Origin of the sequence: Pseudomonas sp. USHLN015, assembly GCF_037153275.1 — a bacterium.
Classification (GTDB): Bacteria; Pseudomonadota; Gammaproteobacteria; order Pseudomonadales; family Pseudomonadaceae; genus Metapseudomonas; species Metapseudomonas tohonis.
The window spans coordinates 560,701-583,260 of record NZ_JBBCKP010000001.1; the positions used below are offsets into that span (position 1 = coordinate 560,701).

General features: G+C 67.1%; 20 protein-coding genes. 12 read left to right on the top strand and 8 right to left on the bottom strand.

Annotated features, from left to right (window positions below; genetic code table 11):
- The first annotated feature begins 45 nt into the window (after window positions 1-45).
- From glmU to glmS, 3 genes are all read left to right on the top strand, one after another.
- Window positions 46-1,407: a bifunctional UDP-N-acetylglucosamine diphosphorylase/glucosamine-1-phosphate N-acetyltransferase GlmU gene (gene glmU / locus WFQ67_RS02670; protein ID WP_337056098.1), complete on the top strand. Its 1,362-nt coding sequence runs from the start codon at window positions 46-48 to the stop codon at window positions 1,405-1,407.
- A gap of 141 nt (window positions 1,408-1,548) precedes the next feature.
- Window positions 1,549-2,319: a DeoR family transcriptional regulator gene (locus WFQ67_RS02675; protein WP_173174600.1), complete on the top strand. Its 771-nt coding sequence runs from the start codon at window positions 1,549-1,551 to the stop codon at window positions 2,317-2,319.
- 12 nt (window positions 2,320-2,331) lie between these two features.
- Window positions 2,332-4,164: a glutamine--fructose-6-phosphate transaminase (isomerizing) gene (gene glmS, locus WFQ67_RS02680; RefSeq protein WP_337056099.1), complete on the top strand. Its 1,833-nt coding sequence runs from the start codon at window positions 2,332-2,334 to the stop codon at window positions 4,162-4,164.
- Window positions 4,165-4,236: 72 nt separating this feature from the next.
- Here glmS and folE2 read toward each other — a convergent pair whose 3' ends face one another.
- The gene (gene folE2 / locus WFQ67_RS02685; protein ID WP_337056100.1) at window positions 4,237-5,157 is read right to left on the bottom strand and encodes a GTP cyclohydrolase FolE2; all 921 of its coding nucleotides are present in this window, start codon (window positions 5,155-5,157) and stop codon (window positions 4,237-4,239) included.
- Between the two features lie 70 nt (window positions 5,158-5,227).
- Here folE2 and dksA point away from each other — a divergent pair, with 70 nt between their 5' ends.
- The 3 genes from dksA to WFQ67_RS02700 are packed head-to-tail and all read left to right on the top strand — an operon-like array spanning window position 5,228 to window position 7,545.
- Complete coding sequence (gene dksA / locus WFQ67_RS02690) at window positions 5,228-5,647, top strand: RNA polymerase-binding protein DksA (protein ID WP_213627377.1); 420 nt, start codon at window positions 5,228-5,230, stop codon at window positions 5,645-5,647.
- A gap of 48 nt (window positions 5,648-5,695) precedes the next feature.
- The gene (zigA, locus tag WFQ67_RS02695; RefSeq protein ID WP_337056101.1) at window positions 5,696-6,901 is read left to right on the top strand and encodes a zinc metallochaperone GTPase ZigA; all 1,206 of its coding nucleotides are present in this window, start codon (window positions 5,696-5,698) and stop codon (window positions 6,899-6,901) included.
- A complete protein-coding gene (locus tag WFQ67_RS02700) occupies window positions 6,901-7,545 on the top strand; it encodes a DUF1826 domain-containing protein (RefSeq protein WP_337056102.1) in 645 nt (214 codons plus the stop codon). The genes zigA and WFQ67_RS02700 overlap by 1 nt, the downstream gene beginning before the upstream one ends.
- A 123-nt stretch (window positions 7,546-7,668) precedes the next feature.
- Here WFQ67_RS02700 and WFQ67_RS02705 read toward each other — a convergent pair whose 3' ends face one another.
- Window positions 7,669-8,055, bottom strand: coding sequence for an NADH:ubiquinone oxidoreductase (locus tag WFQ67_RS02705; RefSeq protein ID WP_337056103.1), 387 nt, complete (start codon window positions 8,053-8,055; stop codon window positions 7,669-7,671).
- 82 nt (window positions 8,056-8,137) lie between these two features.
- On the opposite strand from WFQ67_RS02705, the gene WFQ67_RS02710 reads away from it, so the two are divergent.
- Window positions 8,138-9,103: a CobW family GTP-binding protein gene (locus WFQ67_RS02710; protein WP_337056104.1), complete on the top strand. Its 966-nt coding sequence runs from the start codon at window positions 8,138-8,140 to the stop codon at window positions 9,101-9,103.
- 90 nt (window positions 9,104-9,193) lie between these two features.
- On the opposite strand, the gene WFQ67_RS02715 is transcribed toward WFQ67_RS02710, so the two are convergent.
- The 4 genes from WFQ67_RS02715 to WFQ67_RS02730 all read right to left on the bottom strand — a co-directional run bounded on the left by WFQ67_RS02715 (window position 9,194) and on the right by WFQ67_RS02730 (window position 15,719).
- Complete coding sequence (locus WFQ67_RS02715) at window positions 9,194-10,501, bottom strand: MFS transporter (RefSeq protein WP_173178140.1); 1,308 nt, start codon at window positions 10,499-10,501, stop codon at window positions 9,194-9,196.
- 1,213 nt (window positions 10,502-11,714) lie between these two features.
- Window positions 11,715-13,055, bottom strand: a complete 1,341-nt coding sequence (locus WFQ67_RS02720) for a sigma-54-dependent transcriptional regulator (RefSeq protein WP_337056105.1) — start codon at window positions 13,053-13,055, stop codon at window positions 11,715-11,717.
- Window positions 13,052-14,812 (bottom strand): sensor histidine kinase, encoded by a 1,761-nt coding sequence (locus WFQ67_RS02725; RefSeq protein WP_244862960.1) that lies wholly within the window; start codon window positions 14,810-14,812, stop codon window positions 13,052-13,054. Before WFQ67_RS02725 ends, WFQ67_RS02720 begins: the two co-directional genes overlap by 4 nt.
- Window positions 14,813-14,882: 70 nt before the next feature.
- Window positions 14,883-15,719, bottom strand: a complete 837-nt coding sequence (locus WFQ67_RS02730; protein ID WP_213627371.1) for an extracellular medium-chain-length polyhydroxyalkanoate depolymerase — start codon at window positions 15,717-15,719, stop codon at window positions 14,883-14,885.
- 328 nt (window positions 15,720-16,047) lie between these two features.
- On the opposite strand from WFQ67_RS02730, the gene WFQ67_RS02735 reads away from it, so the two are divergent.
- Window positions 16,048-17,796, top strand: a complete 1,749-nt coding sequence (locus tag WFQ67_RS02735; RefSeq protein WP_337056106.1) for a DUF1302 domain-containing protein — start codon at window positions 16,048-16,050, stop codon at window positions 17,794-17,796.
- A 16-nt stretch (window positions 17,797-17,812) separates the two neighbouring features.
- The gene (locus WFQ67_RS02740; protein ID WP_337056107.1) at window positions 17,813-19,174 is read left to right on the top strand and encodes a DUF1329 domain-containing protein; all 1,362 of its coding nucleotides are present in this window, start codon (window positions 17,813-17,815) and stop codon (window positions 19,172-19,174) included.
- Here the strand turns inward: WFQ67_RS02740 and WFQ67_RS02745 are convergent.
- Window positions 19,171-19,785: a TetR/AcrR family transcriptional regulator gene (locus WFQ67_RS02745; RefSeq protein WP_337056108.1), complete on the bottom strand. Its 615-nt coding sequence runs from the start codon at window positions 19,783-19,785 to the stop codon at window positions 19,171-19,173. The two genes, WFQ67_RS02740 and WFQ67_RS02745, sit on opposite strands and share 4 nt — an antisense overlap.
- A gap of 184 nt (window positions 19,786-19,969) precedes the next feature.
- Between WFQ67_RS02745 and WFQ67_RS02750 the strand changes: the two genes are divergently transcribed.
- The 3 genes from WFQ67_RS02750 to WFQ67_RS02760 all read left to right on the top strand — a co-directional run bounded on the left by WFQ67_RS02750 (window position 19,970) and on the right by WFQ67_RS02760 (window position 22,066).
- The gene (locus WFQ67_RS02750; protein WP_213627367.1) at window positions 19,970-20,761 is read left to right on the top strand and encodes an alpha/beta fold hydrolase; all 792 of its coding nucleotides are present in this window, start codon (window positions 19,970-19,972) and stop codon (window positions 20,759-20,761) included.
- Between the two features lie 67 nt (window positions 20,762-20,828).
- On the top strand, window positions 20,829-21,704 hold the full coding sequence (locus WFQ67_RS02755; RefSeq protein ID WP_337056109.1) for an alpha/beta fold hydrolase: 876 nt from the start codon (window positions 20,829-20,831) through the stop codon (window positions 21,702-21,704).
- Window positions 21,701-22,066: a DUF7079 family protein gene (locus tag WFQ67_RS02760; protein WP_337056110.1), complete on the top strand. Its 366-nt coding sequence runs from the start codon at window positions 21,701-21,703 to the stop codon at window positions 22,064-22,066. The genes WFQ67_RS02755 and WFQ67_RS02760 overlap by 4 nt, the downstream gene beginning before the upstream one ends.
- A 44-nt stretch (window positions 22,067-22,110) precedes the next feature.
- Here the strand turns inward: WFQ67_RS02760 and WFQ67_RS02765 are convergent, their stop codons facing one another.
- A complete protein-coding gene (locus WFQ67_RS02765; RefSeq protein WP_337056111.1) occupies window positions 22,111-22,515 on the bottom strand; it encodes a DUF3301 domain-containing protein in 405 nt (134 codons plus the stop codon).
- Window positions 22,516-22,560 lie beyond the last annotated feature (45 nt).

Sequence of the window (22,560 nt, forward strand, 5' to 3'; positions counted from 1 at the left end):
CTTTTCCGGCTCAGCCGGTTATCCACAGGCTCGGAACCACCCTCCATGTCGCTCGATATCGTCATCCTCGCCGCCGGCCAGGGCACCCGCATGCGCTCGGCCCTGCCCAAGGTCCTCCACCCCGTCGCGGGCAAGCCGATGCTCGGCCACGTCATCGACAGCGCCCGCAAGCTAAAGCCCCAGGGCATCCACGTGGTGATCGGCCACGGCGCCGACAGGGTCAAGGAGCGACTGGCGGCCGACGACCTCGGCTTCGTGATCCAGGAACAGCAGCTGGGAACCGGCCACGCCGTGGCCCAGGCCCTGCCGCAGATCAGCGCCGAGCGCGTGCTGATCCTCTACGGCGACGTGCCGCTGATCGAAGTGGAGACCCTCGAGCGCCTGCTGCAGAAAGTCGGCCCCGAGCAACTGGCACTGCTCACCGTCGAGCTGGAAGACCCCACCGGCTACGGTCGCATCGTGCGGGACGGGCAGGGCGTGGTGAAGGCCATCGTCGAGCACAAGGACGCCAGTCCCGAGCAGCGCGCCATCCGCGAAGGCAACACCGGCATCCTCGCCGTGCCCGGCAAGCGCCTGGCCGACTGGCTGGGGCGCCTCTCCAACGACAACGCCCAGGGCGAGTACTACCTCACCGACGTCATCGCCATGGCGGTCGCCGACGGTCTGGTGGTGGCCACCGAGCAGCCCCTGGACGCCATGGAAGTGCAGGGCGCCAACGACCGCATCCAGCTTTCCGACCTTGAGCGGCACTACCAGAAGCGTGCCGCCCGCCGCCTGATGGCCCAGGGCGTGACCCTGCTGGACCCTGCGCGCTTCGACCTGCGGGGTGAAGCGAGCGTCGGCCGCGACGTGCTGATCGACGTGAACGTGATCCTCGAGGGCCGCGTGGTGATCGAGGACGACGTCCAGATCGGCCCCAACTGCGTGATCAAGAACAGCACCCTGCGCCGCGGCGCCATCGTCAAGGCCAACAGCCACCTGGATGGCGCCGAGCTGGGCGAAGGCGCCGACTGCGGCCCGTTCGCCCGCCTGCGCCCGGGGGCGGTGTTGGGCGCCAAGGCCCATGTGGGCAACTTCGTAGAGCTGAAGAATGCCGTGATGGGCGAGGGCGCCAAGGCCGGCCACCTGAGCTACCTGGGCGACGCCGAGATCGGCGCGCGCACCAACATCGGCGCCGGCACCATCACCTGCAACTACGACGGCGCCAACAAATCCCGCACCGTCATGGGCGAGGATGTCTTCATCGGCTCCAACAGCGCCCTGGTCGCCCCGATCAGCCTGGGCGACGGCTCCACCACCGGTGCCGGCTCCGTCATCACCCAGGACGTCCCCGCCCACGCCCTGGCCGTGGGTCGCGCGAAGCAGCGCAACATCGAAGGCTGGAAGCGGCCTGTGAAGAAGAAGTGAGCTGTGGATAACCCCGCCTGTGGATAACCATAGGCCCCACAGAAGGCGACCTTGATCGCCTTCTGTCGTTTCCGGGGTTGACGTAAAAGCTTCGTTGAGTTTTGATTCGCCAACTTTTTCTTTCGAATCGAAACTTACGAGATGTCGAAGCGCAACACACCCCAGCGCCGCCACGCCATCCTCGCGCTGCTCGCCGAACAGGGCGAAGTCAGTGTCGATGCGCTCGCCAAGGGTTTCGCCACCTCGGAAGTCACCATTCGCAAGGACCTCGCCGCCCTAGAAGCCAATGGCCTGCTCCTGCGTCGCTATGGCGGCGCCGTTCCCGTGCCCCAGGAGTTCATGGTCGAGGCCAGCCAGCCGGTGTCCCGGCACAAGCAGGCCATCGCCCGCGCCGCCGCCGCGCGCATCCGTGAACACGCCCGGATCATCGTCGACAGCGGCAGCACCACCGCCGCGCTGATTCCCGAACTGGGCCATCGCCCCGGCCTGGTGGTGATGACCAACTCACTGAACGTCGCCACGGCCCTGCGTGACCTGGAACAGGAGCCGGTGCTGCTGATGACCGGCGGCACCTGGGACCCGCATTCCGAGTCCTTCCAGGGCCAGGTGGCCGAGCAGGTGCTGCGCTCCTACGACTTCGACCAGCTGTTCATCGGTGCCGACGGCATCGACCTGCAGCGCGGCACCACCACCTTCAATGAGCTGCTGGGCCTGTCCCGGGTCATGGCCGAGGTCGCCCGCGAGGTGATCGTCATGGTCGAGGCGGACAAGGTCGGCCGGCGCATCCCCAACCTGGAGCTGCCCTGGAGCAGCGTCCATACCCTGATCACCGACGAGCGCCTGCCCCAGGACGCTCGGCAACAGATAGAGGCGCGGGGCATCACCCTGGTCTGCGCGCCTGTGGATAACTGAGGAGAGAACATCATGTGTGGCATCGTCGGCGCAGTGGCTGAACGGAACATCACCGCCATCCTCGTGGAAGGCCTCAAGCGACTCGAGTACCGCGGCTACGACAGCGCAGGCGTCGCCGTGCTGGACAACGACGGTGGCCTGCAGCGCCGCCGCCGCGTGGGCAAGGTCAGCGAGCTGGAGCAGGCCCTGGTCGAGCAGCCCCTGGCCGGCCGCCTCGGCATCGCCCACACCCGCTGGGCCACCCACGGCGCACCCACCGAGCACAACGCCCACCCGCACTTCTCCGGCGACCTGGCGCTGGTGCACAACGGCATCATCGAGAACCACGAAGCCCTGCGTGCGCGCCTCAAGGGCCTCGGCTACGCATTCACCTCCGACACCGACACCGAAGTCATCGTCCACCTGCTGCACCACACCCTCAGGGAGACCGGCGACCTGGCCGTCGCCCTCAAGGCCGTCGTCCCGCAGTTGCACGGCGCCTACGGCCTGGCGGTGATCAACCGTGCCCAGCCCGACCGCCTGCTCGCCGCCCGCAGCGGCAGCCCCCTGGTCATCGGCCTGGGCCTGGGTGAGAACTTCCTCGCCTCCGACCAGTTGGCCCTGCGCCAGGTGACCGACCGCTTCATGTACCTGGAGGAGGGCGATATCGCCGAGATCCGCCGCGACAGCGTCCAGGTCTGGGACCAGCAAGGCAACGCGGTGCAACGCGAGGCCGTGCAGTACCACGAAGGCGCCGAGGCCGCCGACAAGGGCGAGTACCGCCACTTCATGCTCAAGGAAATCCACGAGCAGCCCAAGGTCGTGCAACGCACCCTCGAAGGCCGCCTGGGCACCGACCATGTGCTGGTCCAGGCCTTCGGCCCGCAAGCCGCCGAACTGTTCGCCAAGGTGCGCAACGTGCAGATCGTCGCCTGCGGCACTAGCTACCACGCCGGCATGGTCGCCCGTTACTGGCTCGAAGACCTCGCCGGCATCCCCTGCCAGGTCGAAGTGGCCAGCGAGTTCCGCTACCGCAAGGTCGTGGTGCAGCCCGACACCCTGTTCGTGACCATTTCCCAGTCCGGCGAGACCGCCGACACCCTGGCCGCCCTGCGCAATGCCAACGCGCTGGGCTACCTCGCCAGCCTGGCCATCTGCAACGTCGGCACCAGCTCCCTGGTGCGCGAGTCCGACCTCACCCTGCTGACCCTGGCCGGCCCGGAGATCGGTGTCGCCTCCACCAAGGCCTTCACCACCCAGCTGGTGTCCCTGCTGCTTCTGACCCTGAGCCTCGGCCAGGTGCGTGGCAGCCTGGACAAGTCCCGCGAGGCGGAGCTGGTGGAAGCCCTGCGTCGCCTGCCGACCCACCTGGGCGAGGCCCTGGCCATGGACAAGACCGTGGAAAAGGTCGCCGAGCTGTTCGCCGAGAAGCACCACACCCTGTTCCTCGGCCGCGGCGCCCAGTACCCGGTGGCCATGGAAGGCGCGCTCAAGCTCAAGGAGATCTCCTACATCCACGCCGAGGCCTACCCGGCCGGTGAGCTCAAGCACGGCCCCCTGGCCCTGGTGGACAGCGACATGCCGGTGGTCACCGTCGCGCCGAACAACGAGCTGGTGGAGAAGCTCAAGTCCAACCTCCAGGAAGTCCGCGCCCGTGGCGGCCAGCTGATCGTCTTCGCCGACCGTGAAGCCGGCATCGACAACGGCGAGGGCACCCACGTGGTGGCCATGCCGCACATCCTCGATGCCCTGGCACCGATCCTCTACACCCTGCCGCTGCAGCTGCTGTCCTACTACGTCGCCGTGCTCAAGGGCACCGACGTCGACCAGCCGCGCAACCTGGCGAAGTCCGTCACCGTGGAGTGATTCCCGGCTGATGCAAAAGGCCCCCGCAAGGGGGCCTTTTCGTTTCCGCCGTATGCTATCCGTGCAGGCTCTTCACGGGGCGTCGCACAGGTGCGCCTGGCCACCAAGCGCCCAGCGCCAACTGGCGGTCGCTACCGCATCGTGCGCATGCAGGCTCTCCGCATGCACCACGCGTAATCGGTAGGCCGCTGCCCAAGGTTGGCGTTGCAAGGCGTGGCCCAGGCGACGCGCGGCGTCTTCGCAGAACAACAGGTTGCGGCCATTGGCTATTGCGAAGGCTTGCTCGTCGGCACGTTTCACGGCGGTCTGCAGGGCGGTACCCAGGGCTGCTTCCGCTTCGTCCAGCAGCGCCACCAGCGGCAGCTCCTCGCCCGCGACGCGCACATGCAGGTGGGCCTGGCTGCGCTGGCTGTGGGGCGTCGCCGGCATGCCCGCCTGGCTGCCGAGCCACTCATGCACGTCTTCGAAGGACGCCAGGCGATCGGTGAAGTGGCGGGCGAAGGCTTGCTGGGTCGCCTGCCGCGACAGCGCCGCCGAGCAGGGACAGGTGGACGAGTAGCCGACCTGCGCTTGCAGTTCCACGTGAAACCCCCATGGATCCAGGCGTGCGGCGATCTCGAAGGGATAGGCCTTGTAGCCGGAAAGCGCGCTCACCAGCGCCGGTCGCTGCAGCAGCAACTCGCCACGCAGCTCCAGGGAGGCGCTTCGCGACAGGCCTTCATGGCTGTCCAGGCAGCGTTGCAGCAGCTGGCGCAGCACGGGCAGCGTCGCCGGCCTGCCGCCCAGCTCCTCACCCAGCGCCAGGTATAGCCGGGACATATGGATGCCTCGCGCGCCGCTGTCATCGAGGCTCACGCCAATATCCACCCGCGCCTGTACCTGCTGGCCACCGAGGATCAAGGGCAGGGCGATGTCGCTCATGCCCACCCAGTCGAGGGGCCCGAGGCAGGGCGCGTTCTGTGTGGCTACGTCGGGCAGGTTCTGGACGTTCATCGGCAATCCGGGGCTTGAGTTCGGTTAGATATGTTATGTTATAACACTTAAAAATCAAGCGAACTTCCCCATGCCCGATCTTCCCTTCAGCGAGCAGGAACTGCTCGCCCAACCTGCCCAGCACTACATGGACGACGCCCAGCAGGCGTATTTCCGTGCCTTGCTGCTGACCGAGCGCGATGACCTGCGCAGCCGCATAGACGAGGAAATCGATGAACTGCGCGAGGTGCAGCCGGCCAGCGACGACGCCGATATCGCCAGCCGCGAGGAACAGCGCCAGTGGCAACTGCGGCGCCTTGAGCGGGAAAAGAAGCTGCTGGACAAGATCGACAGCGCCCTCGAGCGGCTGGCCCGTGGCGAATACGGCTGGTGCCGCGAGACCGGCGAGCCCATCGGCCTGCGCCGGCTGCTGCTGCGCCCCACCGCCGAGCTGTGCATCGAGGCCAAGGAACGCCAGGAACAACGCGAGCGTCACCGGCGCGACGCCTGACACCCCAGAGCGGCCGCCCGAGCCGCCCAGCCTGAACCGGAGAACCCCATGACCGCCCGACTCCCCGTCACCCTGCTTTCCGGCTTCCTCGGCGCCGGCAAGAGCACCCTGCTCAACCATGTGCTGAAGAACCGCGAGAACCTGCGCGTCGCCGTGATCGTCAACGACATGAGTGAAATCAACATCGACGCCAGCGAGGTACAGCGCGACGTCAGCCTAAACCGTGCCGAAGAGCGCCTGGTGGAGATGAGCAACGGCTGCATCTGCTGCACCCTGCGCGAGGATCTTCTGGAAGAGGTCAGCCGCCTCGCCGGCGAAGGGCGCTTCGACTACCTGCTGATCGAGTCCACCGGCATCTCCGAACCGCTGCCGGTGGCGGAGACCTTCACCTTCCGCGACGAGCAGGGCCAGAGCCTGTCCGACCTGGCGCGGCTGGATACGCTGGTCACCGTGGTCGATGGCGTCAACTTCCTGCGCGACTTTCACGAGGCGCAAAGCCTCGCCAGTCGTGGCGAGACGCTGGGCGAGGAGGACGAGCGCTCCATCACCGACCTGCTGATCGAACAGGTGGAGTTCGCCGACGTCATCCTCATCAGCAAGATCGACCTGATCAGCCAGGCCGAGCGCGAGGAGCTCACGGCCATCCTCGCGCGCCTCAACACCCAGGCCGAGATCCTGCCCATGAGCATGGGCCGGGTGCCGCTGGAGAAGATCCTCGACACCGGTCGCTTCGACTTCGACCGCGCCGCCGAGGCGCCCGGCTGGCTCAAGGAGCTGCGTGGCGAGCACGTGCCGGAAACCGAGGCCTACGGCATCGCCTCCACCGCCTACCGGGCGCGTCGGCCCTTCCACCCGCAGCGCTTCCACGCGTTCCTCAATCGCGAGTGGAGCAACGGCCGGTTGCTGCGCTCCAAGGGCTTCTTCTGGCTGGCCAGCGCCTGGCGCGAGGCGGGCAGCTGGTCCCAGGCCGGCGGGCTGATGCGCTACGGGCATGCCGGGCGCTGGTGGCGCTTCGTGCCGCGCGAGCAGTGGCCCACCGATGAAGACGGCCTGCGCGCGGTGATGAAGCACTGGGACGCGGAGGTGGGTGATTGCCGCCAGGAGCTGGTCTTCATCGGCCAGGGCATCGACTTCGAGCGCCTGCATGCCGAACTGGACGCGTGCCTGCTGGATGTCGCAGAGATGGCCCTGGGGACCGAGGGCTGGTCGCGCCTGGTCGACCCCTTCGACGGCCTGGTAGGGGAGGTCGCCTGATGCAGGCCTTGGCGCTACGCCTCCCGCCCCGTGCGGCAATCGGCGACACCCCGGCGGTTCTCGGCGACGCCTTGCGGGAGGAGGTCAATCTCGCCGTGTGGGAACGCCCGCTGCCCCCACGCATCGCCGACTACGCCCGCTGCCTGCTGCAGGTCGGGGAGCCGCTGAGCGAATCCCTGACCCTGGAGCTGGCGGACCCGGAGGTGCCGCTCGACCTGGGCGACCTGGCGCGGCGCTTCCACGACATCGAAGGCCGCGCCGACTTCATCGCCGACGTGGCCTGGCTGGTACGCGCCTTCGCCTGCCTGCTGGATGCCCGCCGCGTCGGCCTGCGCCTGCGTCGACTGGACCGCGCCATGTGCCCGCGCTACCACGTCGACCATGTACCGCTGCGGCTGATCACCACCTATGCCGGTGCCGGCAGCCAATGGCTGCGAGAGGGACAGATGCCTCGCAGCCGCCTGGGCGATGCGGCTGCCGAGCCCAAGGCCGCGCCGGCCGGGCAGGCCATGGGCGCGGGTCATGTGGCGTTGTTCAAGGGCGAGAAGTGGATCGGCAATGAGGGGCGAGGGGTTATCCACAGGTCGCCGGACGTCATGCCCGGCGATGCGCGCCTGCTGCTGACCCTGGATTGGCTGGCCTGATCCGGTAGCGACCGAGCCAGGCACAGCCCTGCCAAGGAACGGAACAAAAAAAGGGCCACCCGGAGGTGGCCCTGTATCACCGAGGCCCTGCCGGCCAGGCCGGTACGGGCGAGGTACCCAAGGCTATTGCACACCCTGGCTGTTACCGGCTGATGACGACGGGCCTTCCCAGGTGCCCTTGCTCGGCCCCTCGCAGAAGGGCTTGAGGTAGCGCGCGTCGGTGGCCACGCCGTAGTAGTGGATGTCCTGGCGGTAGGCGATGTTGCTCACCTGGGCGTTGCTGCACACCCCGAACGCGCCACTCGGGCACTGGTCGGCGTAGCTCACCTCCACCTTCTGCCCGGGCATCTCCGGCTTGCAGAAGCCGTCGCGGAACAGTTGCGCAGGGATGCTGCGGTTCTGCTGGCAGACCTTCACATCGAGCTTGTCGCTCTGGCTGTGGACGATGCAGGCCTCGGCCAGCGCATCGGCGGACAAAACCAGCAGCAGGGGCAGTAGGCAGAGACGCATGTACGCAGGACCTCGGGAAAATAATGGGCGCGACTCTAGCACGAGGCTTTATTCCGAACCCGTGACGCAGCACCATAGCGCGATGCTTGCCCATATCCCCACCCACCTGGTGGCCGGCCCCCTCGGCGCCGGCAAGACCAGCCTCATCCGCCACCTCCTGGCGCATCGCCCGAGCGACGAGCGCTGGGCCGTGCTGATCAACGAATTCGGCCTGGTCGGCCTGGACGCCGCATTGCTGGAGACCGGCGACGACGGCATCGCCCTGGCCGAAGTGGCCGGCGGCTGCCTGTGCTGCGTCAACGGCGCGCCCTTCCAGGTCGGGCTTGGGCGCCTGCTGCGCAAGGCGCGGCCGGATCGGTTGTTCATCGAGCCTTCTGGCCTCGGCCACCCCGCCGAGCTGATGCGCCAATTGTGCGAGCCGCCCTGGGAAGGCGTGCTGGCGTTGCAGCCGAGCCTGCTGGTGCTGGATGCCGCCGCCCTGGCCCGTGGCGAGGCACTGCCCGACAGCCAGCGTGATGCCCTGGAGGGTGCCGGCCTGCTGGTGCTGAACAAGGCCGAGAACCTCGACGAGGCCACCCGCCAGCGCCTGGCGGCGCAATTGCCGTCCCTGCCGCAGAGCTGGACGGTACAGGGCCGCCTGCCCCTGGCCGAACTGCCGGGGCTCGACGCCAAGGCGGGTGCCACTGTGGATAACCCGGCCCTGCCCGGTGGCCAGGCGGCTCCGGCCGCACTGTGGATAAACCCCCGGCAGCCCCTCGTCCAGGCGCAGGGTTCGGCGGACGGCTGGAGCATCGGCTGGCGCTGGCACCCCTCGCAGGCCTTCGAGCTGATGCGCGTGCAGCTGTGGCTGGCGAGCCTGCCCTGGCGCCGCGCCAAGCTGGTTATCCACAGCAACGCGGGCTGGCTCTCCGGCAATGCCCTGGATGGCGCGCCCTTCCACTGGCAGGCCAGCGAGTGGCGCAAGGACTCGCGGCTGGAACTGATCTTCGCCACACCCCAGGACGAGGATGCGCTCAAGGCTGGATTCGAGGCCTGCCGCCTTTCCTGATCCACAAACGAAAACGGGCCCTCGCGGGCCCGTCGTCGGGAATAAAACGGCTACGGGTTAGCGCAGCCAGAGCCACCTGGGCTCAAGGGATCAATCCTGGTTCATCCGCGAGTGGGTGCGGGTGTCCTTCATGAACACGTACACCAGCAGCGAGCAGGCGATGCAGCCGGTCACGTACCAGTAGAAGCCGCTCTCCATGCCGATGCTCTTGAACCACAGCGCCACGTACTCGGCGGTGCCGCCGAAGATGGAAACCGTCAGTGCGTAGGGCAGGCCCACGCCCAGGGCGCGGATTTCGGTGGGGAAGAGTTCGGCCTTCACCACGGCATTGATCGAGGTGTAGCCGCTGACGATGATCAGCGCCGCCATGATCAGGAAGAACGCGCCCCACCAGGTCTCGATGGTGTGCAGGGTGCTGAGGATCGGGTAGGTGAACAGCGTGCCCATCACCCCGAAGGCGATCAGGATCGGACGGCGGCCGATCTTGTCCGAGAGCGCACCCACCAGGGGCTGCAGCAGCATGAACAGGAACAGCGTGGCGGCCGAGATCATGGTCGAGTCGTTCTTGCTCATGCCCACGGTGTTGACCAGGTACTTCTGCATGTAGGTGGTGTAGGTGTAGAAGGCCAGGGTGCCGCCCATGGTCAGGCCGATCACGGTGAACACTTCCTTGGGGTGGCGCATCAGGGTGCGCAGCAGGCTTTCCTTGGGCTTGTCCTTCTTCTTGGTGAAGGACTCGGTCTCTTCCATGCCGCGACGCAGGAACATCGCCACCACCGCGCACAGTGCGCCGATGAAGAAGGGGACGCGCCAGCCCCAGCTTTCCAGCTGTTCGGTGGACAGGGTCTGCTGCAGCAGGATCAGCACCGCCAGCGCGATGAGCTGGCCGGAAATCAGGGTCACGTACTGGAAGCTGGAGAAGAACCCGCGACGCTCCTTGGTCGCCATCTCCGACAGGTAGGTGGCCGAGGTGCCGTATTCGCCACCGACCGACAGGCCCTGCAGAAGGCGGGCGACCACCAGCAGGATGGGCGCGGCGATGCCGATGGTTTCATAGCTGGGCGTCAGCGCGATGATCAGCGAGCCGAAGCACATCAGCAGGACCGAGGCCAGCAGGGCGGCCTTGCGCCCCTTGCGGTCGGCGTAGATGCCCATCAGCCAGCCGCCGATCGGGCGCATCAAAAAGCCTACGGCGAAGATCGCGGCGGTGTTCAGGAGCTGGGCGGTCAAATCGCCCTGGGGGAAGAAGGCCTTGGCGAAGTACAGCGAGAAGGCGGCATAGACGTACCAGTCGTACCACTCGACCAGGTTGCCCACCGAGCCGCTGAAAATGGACTTGATGCGTTGGGATGTCGTGCGGGGTGCTGCTGAGGCAGTCAGGGTGCTGGTGCTTTCCATCGTGTTTCCTCGATTCATAGTTGTTGTTGTTAGGCACGGCCTTCGCCGCGCTTGGGGTGCGGGCACATAGCAGGAGCTGTGCCAGTACCGGAAAGCACCGGAATAGAGGGCTCGAGGGGATTTAACCGGGCATTTTTGCGCGGATTGGCGCTTATCGCGGAGGGCTCATAAGCGGAATTCCGCTTATCCATCGATGGTCAGGTAGGGCCGAATTCATTCGCCAAGTGGTGCACAGCCCCACCGACGGAACTGAAGTATCCACAGTGCCTTTCCCGGGCGAATGAACTGGCCTCTGCATTGCTCACAATTACTGTGGAGCCGACTGTTAGCGGCCTGTGGATAGATTGCTGGGAGCCTCTTGCGGCGGTGCGTTCAGGAGGGTGCTCAGATTTCGACCACTGCCGCCTATTCGCGGTTGAAACCGCTCCCACAGGCGAGGATGCGCCCGTAGGAGCGAGTTAATTCGCGAGAAATCCCCAGGCGTGCGTACTCATCCCCAGTTGCCCACAATGGCTGTGGAGCCAACTGTGCACGGTCTGTGGATAGATTTATATGGGCCAGTAACCAAGGGGCTTTGAATGGTGTGTTCAGATTTCGACCAGTGCCGCCCATTCGCGGTTGAAACCGCCCCCACAGAGGAGGAAGCGCCCGTAGGAGCGAATTCATTCGCGAGAAATCCCCAGGCGCGCGTATTCATCCCCAGTTGCCCACAATTGCTGTGGAGCCAACTGTGCGCGCTCTGTGGATAGATCGATATGGGCCAGTAACCACGGGGCTTTGAATGTTGTGCTCAGATTTCGACCAGTGCCGCCCATTCGCGGTTGAAACCGCTCCCGCAGACGAGGATGCGCCCGTAGGAGCGAATTCATTCGCGAGAAATCCCCAGGCGCGCGTACTCATCCCCAGTTGCCCACAATTGCTGTGGAGCCAACTGTGCGCGGTCTGTGGATAGATTGATATGGTCCAGTAACCACGGGGATTTGAACGGTGTGCTCAGATTTCGACCAGTGCCGCCCATTCGCGGTTGAAACCGCTCCTACAGGGGAGAATGCGTCCGTAGGCACGATGCACTCGCGAAGAAATCCCCAGGCGCACGGATTCATCCCCAGTTGCCCACAATGTCTGTGGAGCCAACTGTGCGTGGCCTGTGGATAGTTAGCTGTGATCCAGAGGGCACAAGGGTTTAACCGGTGTGCTCAGCTTTTGACCGGCCTCAGTCCTCATCCCCCGGCAGGAACTCGCCCCGGGCCAGGCCGTGGCGCTGCATCTTCTCGTTGAGGGTGCGGCGGGGCAGCTGCAGCAGGGCCATCACCGCCTTGATATCGCCCTTGCAACGGGCCAGGGCCTGGCGCAGGCACTGGGCCTCATAGGTTTCCATCAATTCGGCGAGGGAGGGGTCGGCGCCGTCCGGGTTGCGGGCCGCTGTGGATAACCCCAGGACATGGCGCTCCGCGGCGTTGACCAGTTCGCGCACGTTGCCCGGCCAGTCGTGGGCCAGCAGTTGCGCCAGTTCGGCGGGCGTCAGGCTCGGCACCGGGCGGCCGAGGCGCTCGCCGGCCAGGGCGGCGAAATGCTCGAACAGCAGTGGCACGTCCTCGCGGCGTTCACGCAGGGCGGGCAGCTGCAGCTCGGCGACGTTGAGGCGGTAGAGCAGGTCCTCGCGGAAGCGCCCGGCGCGCACTTCTTCCTTGAGGTCCGGCTTGGTGGCGGCGATCACTCGCAGATCGACGCGGATGCTCTGGTTCGAACCCAGGCGTTCCAGTTGCTGCTCCTGCAGTACGCGCAGCAGCTTCACCTGCTGGGCCAGGGGCATGCTCTCGATCTCGTCGAGGAACAGGGTGCCGCCATCGGCGTGTTCCAGCTTGCCGATGCGCTTGCCCTGGGCGCCGGTGAAAGCGCCGCTTTCGTGGCCGAACAGTTCGCTCTCGAACAGGTTCTCCGGGATGGCCGCGCAGTTCAGCGCCACGAAGGGCTTGCCGGCGCGCGGGCCGAAGTCGTGCAGGCAGCGGGCGACCAGTTCCTTGCCGCTGCCGGTTTCGCCGCGCAGAAGGATGTTCACCGGCGTCTGCGCCAGGTCCAGCACCTGGCGGCGCAGCTGTTCCATGGGACGGGAGAAGCCCATCAGTTGCCCATCGAGGCGGGCGCGGTCGTCCACCTGGCGGCGCAGGCGGCGGTTCTCCTGGGTCAGGCGGCGCTTGTCCAGGGCACGGCGCAGGCTGCCCAGCAGGCGTTCGGGGGTGAAGGGCTTCTCGATGAAGTCATAGGCGCCCAGGCGCATGGCTTCCACAGCCTGGGGCACGTCGCCGTGGCCGGTGACCAGCAGGAAGGGCAGCTCGCGATCCAGCGCCTGGACCGCTTCCAGCAGCGCCATGCCATCCATACCGGGCATGCGCAGGTCGCTGATCACCACGCCATGGAAGTCGGCGTCGAGCCCGTCCAGGCATTCCGCCGCACTGGCGCAGAGGCGCACGGTGAAGCCCGAGAGCTCCAGCCACTCGCGCACCGCTTCGCGGATCGCGGCCTCGTCGTCGACGAAGATCAGATTCGGGGTCATGGCTGCTCCTCGGCAGGCTCGAAGATGGGCAGGCACAGGCGGAACACCGCGCCGGCGCCGCGATTGCCGGCGCTGAGCCGGCCACCCAGTTCATGGACGATGGCGTAGGAAACCGCGAGGCCGAGGCCGAGCCCCTCGCCCACCGGCTTGGTGGTGAAGAAGGGGTCGAACACCTGGGCCAGGGTGTCTTCGGGGATGCCGCCGCCGTTGTCGGCGACTTCCAGGCACCAGTGCCCGCCCTCACGCAGCAGGGCGATCTCGATGCGCGGCGCGGTCTGTTCGGCGACCGCGTCGAGGGCGTTGCGCAGCAGGTTGACCAGCACCTGTTCCAGGCGGATGGCATCGCCGCGCACCCAGGCCGGCTGGCGCGGGTGCTGCTCGATGTGCACGGCGCCGTCGCGCAGGCGCGGCGCCAGCAGTTGCAGGGCCTTGTCCACCACGCTGCCGAGCTCCAGGGTCTCGCGCAGGCCGCCAGGGCTCTGCCGGGCGTAGGTCTTCAGGTGGGTGGTGAGGGCGGCCATGCGCTGCAGCAGTTCGTCGTGGCGGCCGAGGGCATTGCGCGCCTGTTCCAGCTGCCCGTTGTCGAGCATCAGGCGCAGGCTGCCCAGGTGCATGTGCAGGGCGGTCAGCGGCTGGTTGATCTCGTGGGCGAGGGCGGCGGACATCTGCCCCAGGGCCGCCAGCTTGGCCGCCTGCACCAGGCCGTCCTGGGCGGTGCGCAGGGCGGCGGTACGCTGTTCCACCAGGCGTTCGAGTTCGTCGTGGCTCTGCCGGCGCAGGCGTGCCAGGCGCCAGCGCTGGTGCAGGAACAGGGCGAGGAAGAACAGCGCCAGCCACAGCCCGCCGGCGGCCAGGCTGGCGTCGCGGGCGGTGCCGGCGACGTTCTGCGGGCGATGCAGCAGGTGCAGGGTCCAGCCTTCGCTGGGCAGTGCCTGGGATTCCCACAGGTAGTCGGCCTCGCCGTCGGGCCCCTGCACCCGGACCAGGCGGCTGCCGTCGCCGAAGTCATCGAGGGTACGGTGCACCAGCGGCGTCAGCGGCTTCTTGTCGTACTGGCGAGTGGAGGCCAGCTCGGCGCGCTGCGCGGCATCGATCGGCGCCAGCTCGCGGTAGCGCCATTGCGGCTGGTTGGCGATGAAGACGATGCCCTTGGCGTCGCTCACCAGGATGGTGTCCGGGCGCTCGCGCCATTGCTGCTCGATCTCGGGGAATTCGAGCTTCACCACGATGGCGCCGAGGAAGTTGCCGGCTGCGTCGAGGATGGCGTGGGAGAGGAAATAGCCGGGGATGCCGCTGACCACGCCCACCGCGTAGAAGCGCCCGGTGCCATGGGTGCGGGTCTGCAGGAAGTAGGGGCGGAAGCCGTAGTTGTGGCCCACGTAGCTGGTAGGCAGGCGCCAGTTGCTGGCGGCGATGGCCAGGCCGTCGCTGCGCATCAGCTCCAGGGTGGAGGAGTGGGCGGCGCCATTGATGCGCTCCAGCTTGAGGTTGAGGCGCTGTTGCAGGTCGGGCGTCAGCGGTTGCTGCAAGGCGTCGCGCAGCTCCGGGTCCAGGGCGAGCACGGCGGGCAGGGCACGGTAGCGGTCGATCAGGGTACGCAGGGCGTCGGCGTAGAGGCCCAGCTGGGCGCCGGCCTGCTGGCCTTCCTCGCGCAGGGCCTGGTGCTCGGCATGGCGGCCGGCCAGGTGCATCGACAGCAGCAGGCCGGCGAAGAGCAGCAGGGTCAGCAGGGCGATGCGCAGGGAACGGGGCAGCACGGGCGGGGTCCGGGTGTCGCGACAGGCGGCGACGATAGCATGACCCGGCCCGGGCTGCGTCCGCGGTGGCTCAGGGGTGGGCGTTGAACCAGGCGAGCACCTTGCCCGGCGATGCGGCGAACCATTCGTGGCCGCCCAGGGGCTCGGTGTAGCGCGCGGTCTCGATGCCCTGGTGGAGCAGGCGGTCGTAGTACAGGTCCATGCTCCACCAGGGCACCACGGCGTCGACGAAGCCGTGCAGGAACAGCGTCGGCGGGTGGTCGGCGGGGAGCTGGTCGGGCACCACGCAGAGCGGGCCGCTGCAGGTGGCGTAGGAGCCGGACTGCACCGCCAGGGCGCGGAACCTGCCGGGGAAGGACACGGCCATGCGGCTGGTGTTGTAGCCGCCGCTGGAGATGCCGGTGGCGTACTGGCGCTGGGCGTTGAGCGGGCCGAAGTGGCCGCTGGCGATGGCGGCGAGGACGTTGCCTAGGAAGTCGTAGTCGGTGCTCAGCTCATAGGCCTGGGCGAGGCCGGGGATGTTGGTCTGCCAGAACAGGTCCGCCGGCGCGCTGGGGGCGATCACCGCATAGCCGTTGTCCAGCAGGGCCTGCACCAGCTTGCCCTCGTAGTAGCCACCGAAGGGCAGGTTGCCGTGGTAGCTGAAGTCGTTGAGCGGGAAGAACGAGCCCTGGTAGACCAGCACCACCGGCCAGCCGCCGGCCGGAGGGGCGCCCAGCGGTGTCTGGTAGATGATCTTGCGCTGGCCGACCAGGCCGGAATCCAGCCAGGTGCTCTGGTAGGTGCAGCTCACTTCGGCAGGGCGTAGCAGGGTGCGGGGGCGTTCGCTGCAGCGTGAGGCGGCCAGGGCGTGCTGGCCCAGGCAGGCGGCCAGCAGCAGGCCGCAGAGCAGGGTACGAAGGGGCATGACGGGTCTCCTGTTGTTGTTGTTCGACCGCTTTTAAATCGAAACAGAAATTCCGATTCCGTCAATAGGGCTGTTCGATATTCGTCCAGCGCGCTGTGGAGGAGGGCCGTTGCAGAGCCTGTGGACAGCTTCTGAAAAGCGACGGACGGCGCGTGCTTCGCTGGTCAGCCCACAGGCCGGTCCGGCCCGCCGGGCGAACCCGACTGAGGTGGCGGAGCTGTGGATAAAAAAATAATGCGGTGGCCGTCTTGTCAGCCGTTAGGTGCCGGATTAGATTATTTCGGAACCGATGTTCCGATTCCGATAAAAACAACAGCTGGAGATCATCGTGGCAAATCAAGGAAGAGGCCTGGCAGCAGCCGGCCTGGCGTTGCTCGGCGCGTTGCCCCTGGGTGGCGCACAGGCGTTTCAGGTGCGTTCCGGAGACTGGACCACCTCGCTCGACACCACCCTGTCCTACGGGCTCAGCTACCGCGTGGAGGGTCAGGACAGCAAGCTGATCGCCCGCGCCAACGGCGGTACCGGTGACAACGCCGGGCTGATCAACTCCGATGACGGCGACCTCAACTTCCGCCGTGGCGATCTCTTCTCCGAAGTGGTCAAGGCGGTGTCCGAGCTCGACCTGCGCTACCAGGACCGCTTCGGCGTGTTCGTCCGGGGCCGCGCGTTCTATGACTTCGAGCTGAAGGACGACGAGCGCCGCCACCGCCAGATCAGCCATGCCGGCCTCGATGAAGCCGGCTCCAGCGCCGACCTGCTGGACGCCTTCGTCTACGGCAGCTGGACGGTGAATGACCGCGCCCTGAACGCGCGGCTCGGGCGCCAGGTGATCAACTGGGGCGAGGGGCTGTTCTACCAGAACGGCATCGGCGCCACGAACCCCGTGGATATCAACGCCCTGCGCGCACCGGGCTCCGAGGTGAAGGAGGCGTATATGCCGACCTTCATGGCCTACGCCTCCTTCGAGCTGCGCGACAACCTCAGCGTCGAGGGCTACTGGCAACCGGGCAAGGCCTGGGAAGCCTCGAAGATCGACCCCTGCGGCACCTACTACTCGACCCTCGACGTGATAGGCGAGGGCTGCAACTACCTGTCCGTCTCGCCCCTGCAGGAAGCGGTGGCCGGCGGCCGCGCCTTCGACAACCCGGCGCTGGCCCTGGCCTACGCCGATGCCCTGGCGCCGGGCGGCCTGAACAACCTGCTCAAGGCCTACCTGCCCACCACCTTCATCCCCCGCGCCCAGGACATCGACGGCGATGACGCCGCGCAGTACGGCCTCGCCCTGCGCTGGTACGTGCCGGAACTGAACGACACCGAACTGGGCTTCTACTACCTGCGCTACAACATGCAGGTGCCCATGCTCGGGCTGACCGTCGGCCAGCCGGTGACGCTGCCCATCGTCGGCACCCTGCCCAACGCCAGCAGCTCGCGCTACTACGCCGAGTACCTGGAGAAGCGCGACCTGTTCGGCATCAGCTTCAACACCTCCATCGGCGGCGAGAGCATCTTCAACGGCCTGTCGCTGGCCGGCGAGCTGAGCTACCGCCCGGACACGCCCATCGCCCTCGGCCTCAACGAGTACCTGCCCGACGCCCTGTTCAACCCCGCCGGCCTGCCGGTGGGCACCCACCTGGACGGCTACCGCGAGAAGGACATGTACCAGGCCTCGCTGGCCGCCATCTACAACTTCACCGGGGTGTTCGGCGCCGACTCGGCGACCCTGTTCACCGAACTCGTGGCCAGCCGCGTACAGGGCCTGGAATCCGACGTCGACTACTACGAGGCCACCAGCACCGCCACCGGCGCCCAGGCCAGCCTGCAGCTGACCTACACCAACGTGCTCAACCTGGTGAACCTGGTGCCGTCGTTCGGCTACCAGTACAGCATCAACGGCGTGGCGCCCCAGCTCACCAACGGCCTGGACGAGGAGGCGCAGAGCTGGTCGGCGGGGATCGACGCCATCTACAAGGAATCGCTGACCGTGGGCACCCGCTACGTCGGCTACAGCGGCGGTGGCGTATCGAACAAGCGCAGCGATCGCGACTTCGTCAGCTTCAACATCAAGTACAGCTTCTGAGAAGGGATTCGACGCCATGCACAGATCAGGACTTATCCACAGCGGCCTGCTCACCGCGCTGCTGTTGGCCGCGCCGTTCGCCCTGGCCCAGGTGGGGGCCGACCAGGCCGCGCGCCTGGGCGCCGACCTGACCCCGCTGGGCGCAGAGAAGGCCGGCAACGCCGCCGGCACCATTCCCGCCTGGGACGGCGGCCTGGCCCGCGATGCCACGGCCTACGACAAGGCCACGGGCTACAAGGACCCCTTCGCCGCCGACCAGCCGCTGTTCAGCATCACCGCGCGGAACGCCGAGCAGTACCGGTCCCACCTCAGCCCCGGCCAACTGGCCATGCTCAAGCGCTACCCGGACAGCTGGAAGCTGGTGGTCTACCCGACCCGGCGCTCGGCCTCCTACCCCGAGGCGGTGTACGCCGCGATCAAGGGCAACGCCACCCGTGCGCGGCTGATCGAGAACGGCAACGGCATCGCCGACTTCAAGGTCGCCACGCCGTTTCCCATCCCCCAGTCGGGGCTCGAAGTGCTGTGGAACCACCTGGTGCGGTTCCGTGGCAACAGCGTCAAGCGCTACTACGCCCAGGCGGTGCCCCACGCCAGCGGCGACTACTTCATGACCCGCATCGAGGACCTGTTCCTGTTCAACCAGGATGCCGGCGATCCCGGCAAGGACAACGGCAACGTGCTGTTCTACTTCCGCCAGTCGGTGCTGGCGCCGGCACGCCTGGCCGGCACCGAGCTGCTGGTGCACGAGACGGTCAACCAGGTGAAGGAGCCGCGCCTGGCCTGGCTCTACGCCGCCGGGCAGCGCCGTGTGCGGCGCACGCCGAACGTGGCCTACGATTCCCCCGGCACCGCCTCGGAGGGGCTGCGCACCACCGACAACTTCGACATGTTCTCCGGTGCGCCGGACAAGTACGACTGGAAGCTGGTGGGCAAGGAAGAGCTCTACGTGCCCTACAACAGCTACCGCTTCGCCTCGCGCAGCAGCAAGTACGCGGACATCGTCCAGGCCGGCCACGTCAATCCCGACCTGCTGCGCTACGAACTGCACCGTGTCTGGCACGTGCGCGCCACCCTCAAGGACGGCCAGCGCCACCAGTACAAGCAGCGCGACCTCTATTTCGACGAGGACAGCTACCAGATCCTCCTGGTGGACCACTACGACAACCGCGACCAGCTGTGGCGGGTCGGCGAGTCCTACACCCTCAACCTCTACGACCAGCCGCTGGTATGGACCAAGGGCGACGCCGTATATGACCTGATCGGCGGTCGTTATGTAATCGGCATATTGTCCAACGAAGAACCGGCGGATGAATTCGATATAGCGCTGAAAGCGTCCGACTTCACCCCGGCACAACTAAGGCGGGACAGCCGGCGTTAAACCCGGCGAACTTCCAGGTAATTGCAGACGAGGTGGGAAAGTTCCCCCGGGACAACTTCCCGGGGGGTGACACCGAGGGTGCCGACCATGGTCAGGTAATTGAGACTGGCGAGCAGCATGTGGGCCGTCAGGTCGGCGGCCTGTTGCGGGTGCCGGTGGCCGATCTGCTGCGGGTGGGCGAGGACGATGCGGCAGAAGGCCTGACCGATGTAGGCATTGAGCTGGTGGAAGCGCTCGCGGAACTGCACGTCCATCGAGCTGCGCCGGATCAGGGCGCGGAGCAGGCCCTCGCTGCCATCGAAAAGACGCGTCACGCCTTCGATGAAACCCTCGATCTGCGTGGTCAGCGGCAGGCCGTCGAGGTGGGCGATGACGCTGTCGACGGCGTCCCGGCTCTGCAGGACGAAGCGCTCGTGGACGGCATAGAGCAGCACGTCCTTGTCACCGAGCAGGCGATAGAAAGTGCCCACCGAGGACTCGGCGAGCTGGGCGATCTGGGAAATGCCGGTTTCTTCGAAACTGTCGTTGGCGAGCAGTTCGGCGGCGACGTTGAGGTAGCGTTCCAGGGCCTTTCTGCTGCGTGCCTGGGTCGGACTGGCAATGCTGTACATGGTGGTTTCTCGAGTCGGCGCTGGGCGATTCTAGGAGGTTTGGAAGGGCAAAGGCAAACACCGGAAACTTGTTCATCGGGCGCCTCGTAAGTTATCCGATCAACCAACTTTTCATCGGTCCGTTTAATAAGGAACGGCGCCTTTTTATTGGCCGATGATTATTCGAAAGGGAATTAAATCGACCATGGAACAGATCAACTTGTCCGGCGGGCGTTTCAACTATATCCGCCAGGGAGAAGGGGCCGCCGTGCTGCTGGTGCATGGCCTGGGATCGTCCCTGGAGGACTGGCAGCCCCAGGTCGAGGCGCTGTCGCGGCACTTTCGCGTGTACGCCCTGGACCTGCGTGGCCACGGCGCCAGTGAGCCGCTGCGGGCACCGGTGAGCATGGGCGAGCTGGCCGCCGACGTGGCCGAGTTCATCGTCGCCATGGACCTGGAGCCGTGCATCCTGGTGGGCATCTCCATGGGCGGCATGATCACCTTCCAGCTGCTCGCCGAGCACCCGCACCTGGTGCGTGCGGCGGCGGTCATCAACAGCTCGCCGTGCTTCCCCCTGGACAGCTGGCAGGCGCGTTGGCAGGTGGCGCTGCGCTTCGCCCTGGTGCGGTTGTTCGGCCCGGCGGGGATGGCGCGGCTGCTGGCCGGCAGGCTGTTCCCCAAGCCGGAGCAGGCGGCGCTGCGCAAGCGGGTGATGGCACGCATCGCCGGCAACGACCGGCGCTCCTACCTGCACGCGATGGGCGCCATCCCGGGTTGGTCGGCGTTGCCCGGGGCCCGCCGGGCGAACACTCCGCTGCTGGTGATCAGCGGTGATCGCGACTACACCCCGGTGGCGGCCAAGGCGGCCTACGTCGCCCAGTTGCGCAACGCACGCCTGGAGGTGATAGCCGATTCCGGCCACGCCACGCCGCTGGACCAGCCCGAGGCGCTGAACCGCCTGTTGGACGCCTTCGTCCGCGAACACGCGGCCATCTGAAGGCAACGGCTGCGCCGGAGGCGGCCCGGCGGATAAACTGCACGCTCTTTCCTTCGAGTGCGTTGCGATGCTGTTGTCCGCCTGGTCCCACCCGAGTTCCGCCGGCTTCACCCTGCGCGGCTGGCACAGCCAGCCCAGCGGCAAGCCGCTGCTGCATTTCCTCCACGGCAATGGTTTCTGCGGCCGTGCCTACACGCCGCTGCTGGAAGCCCTGAGCGAGGACTTCGACCTCTGGCTGTGTGATGTGCAGGGGCATGGCGACAGCGACCACGGCGGGCGTTTCCTCGGCTGGAACCGCAACGCCGAGCTGGCGGTGGAAGCCTTCGAGGCCGGGCGCGGCATCTTCGGCGATGCCCCCCGCTTCGCCCTCGGCCACAGCTTCGGCGGCGTGCTCACCAGCCTGGTGCTGGCGCGCCACCCCGAGCTGTTCCAGCGCGCGGTGCTGCTCGACCCGGTGCTCTTCACCCCGGCGATGATCGGCGTCATGGCCTTCTCCGAAGTGCTCGGCCTGCATCGCCGCACCACCATGGCCAGGCGCGCCCGGGCCCGGCGCAACCACTGGACCGATCGCCCGGCCGCCTTCGCCGCGCTGCACGGGCGCGGCATCTTCAAGGGCTGGACGGACGCGGCCCTCGGCGCCTACGTGGAGCATGCGCTGAAGGACGTGGATGGCGGTGTGGAGCTGAAATGCCGGCCCAGCCGCGAGGCGGAGATCTTCAGCTCCTGCCCCAAGCGCCTGTGGCCGTCGCTGACACGCATCGTCACGCCGACGCGGATCTTCCATGGCCAGGCGAGCTATCCTTTCGTCGCCCGCTCGGTGGCGCGGATCAGCGCACTCAACCCCCACGTCGGCGCCCAGGTGGTGGAGGGCGGGCACTGCTTCATGCAGGAGTTCCCCGACGCCGCCGCCGAGCGCGCGGCCGATTTCCTCCTGCAGCGATGAGCGACGCGGCGCGGGAGCGGGTCTGGCTGGCGCTGTCCGGGCTGTGGCTGGACACGCAACGGGATGAGGCCGACCTGCGCGTGATCGCCGACACGCTGCGCGCCAGCGCCCTGCCCCCGGCCGAGCTGGAGGCCATCTACCTCTACGAGGTGGCACCGGTGGTCTGGTTGAACGCCTGGAGCGTGGCGGGGGCGTGGATCGGCTTCGATCCCGAATGGCTCTTCGAGCATTGCCGGGTTAACCGGGCGCGACGTGCCAGCCGCTGGTTCCGCTGGCGCTGCCGGCTACTGCGCTGGCCGATGACCTACACCAACTGCGAGCAGTGGCAGCAGGTTATCCACAGGCTGGTCGAAGGCACCTGATCGCGAGGTTTATCCACAGGCTCGCGCTGTGGACAACCGCAGCGTCATTCGACGTGGCGCTGCTCGTCCGGGCGCGGGTGGCTGCGCCGCCAGTCGCTGATCTGGATGACGTTGCCTTCGGAGGCGACGGGCGGCTGGAAGGGGTGGGCATCCAGCTCGATGCGGCCACCGTGGTTGCCGAACATCTGGATGGTCCCCGTGAGGCGTTGCTCGCCGGTGACGGTGAATTCGAAACCGTAGATCCGCGCCAGGCGCCGATGGCCCTTGGCGTCGCGGACGATGGCGAGGCGCTGCAGGGCGACGTTGCCGTCGAGCAGCTCCACGTCGAAACGCGTGCAGTATTGCTTCACCAGCGCCAGTGCGCGCTCGCGAATGCCGTGGCCGCGCCAGAGCCAGGCGGCACTGGCGGCGAAGAGCAGGAACAGGAAGACATCGCCCAGACTGATCATGATCACTCCCCTGGAATGCCCAGAAGCTTAACCCATCCTTGGTGA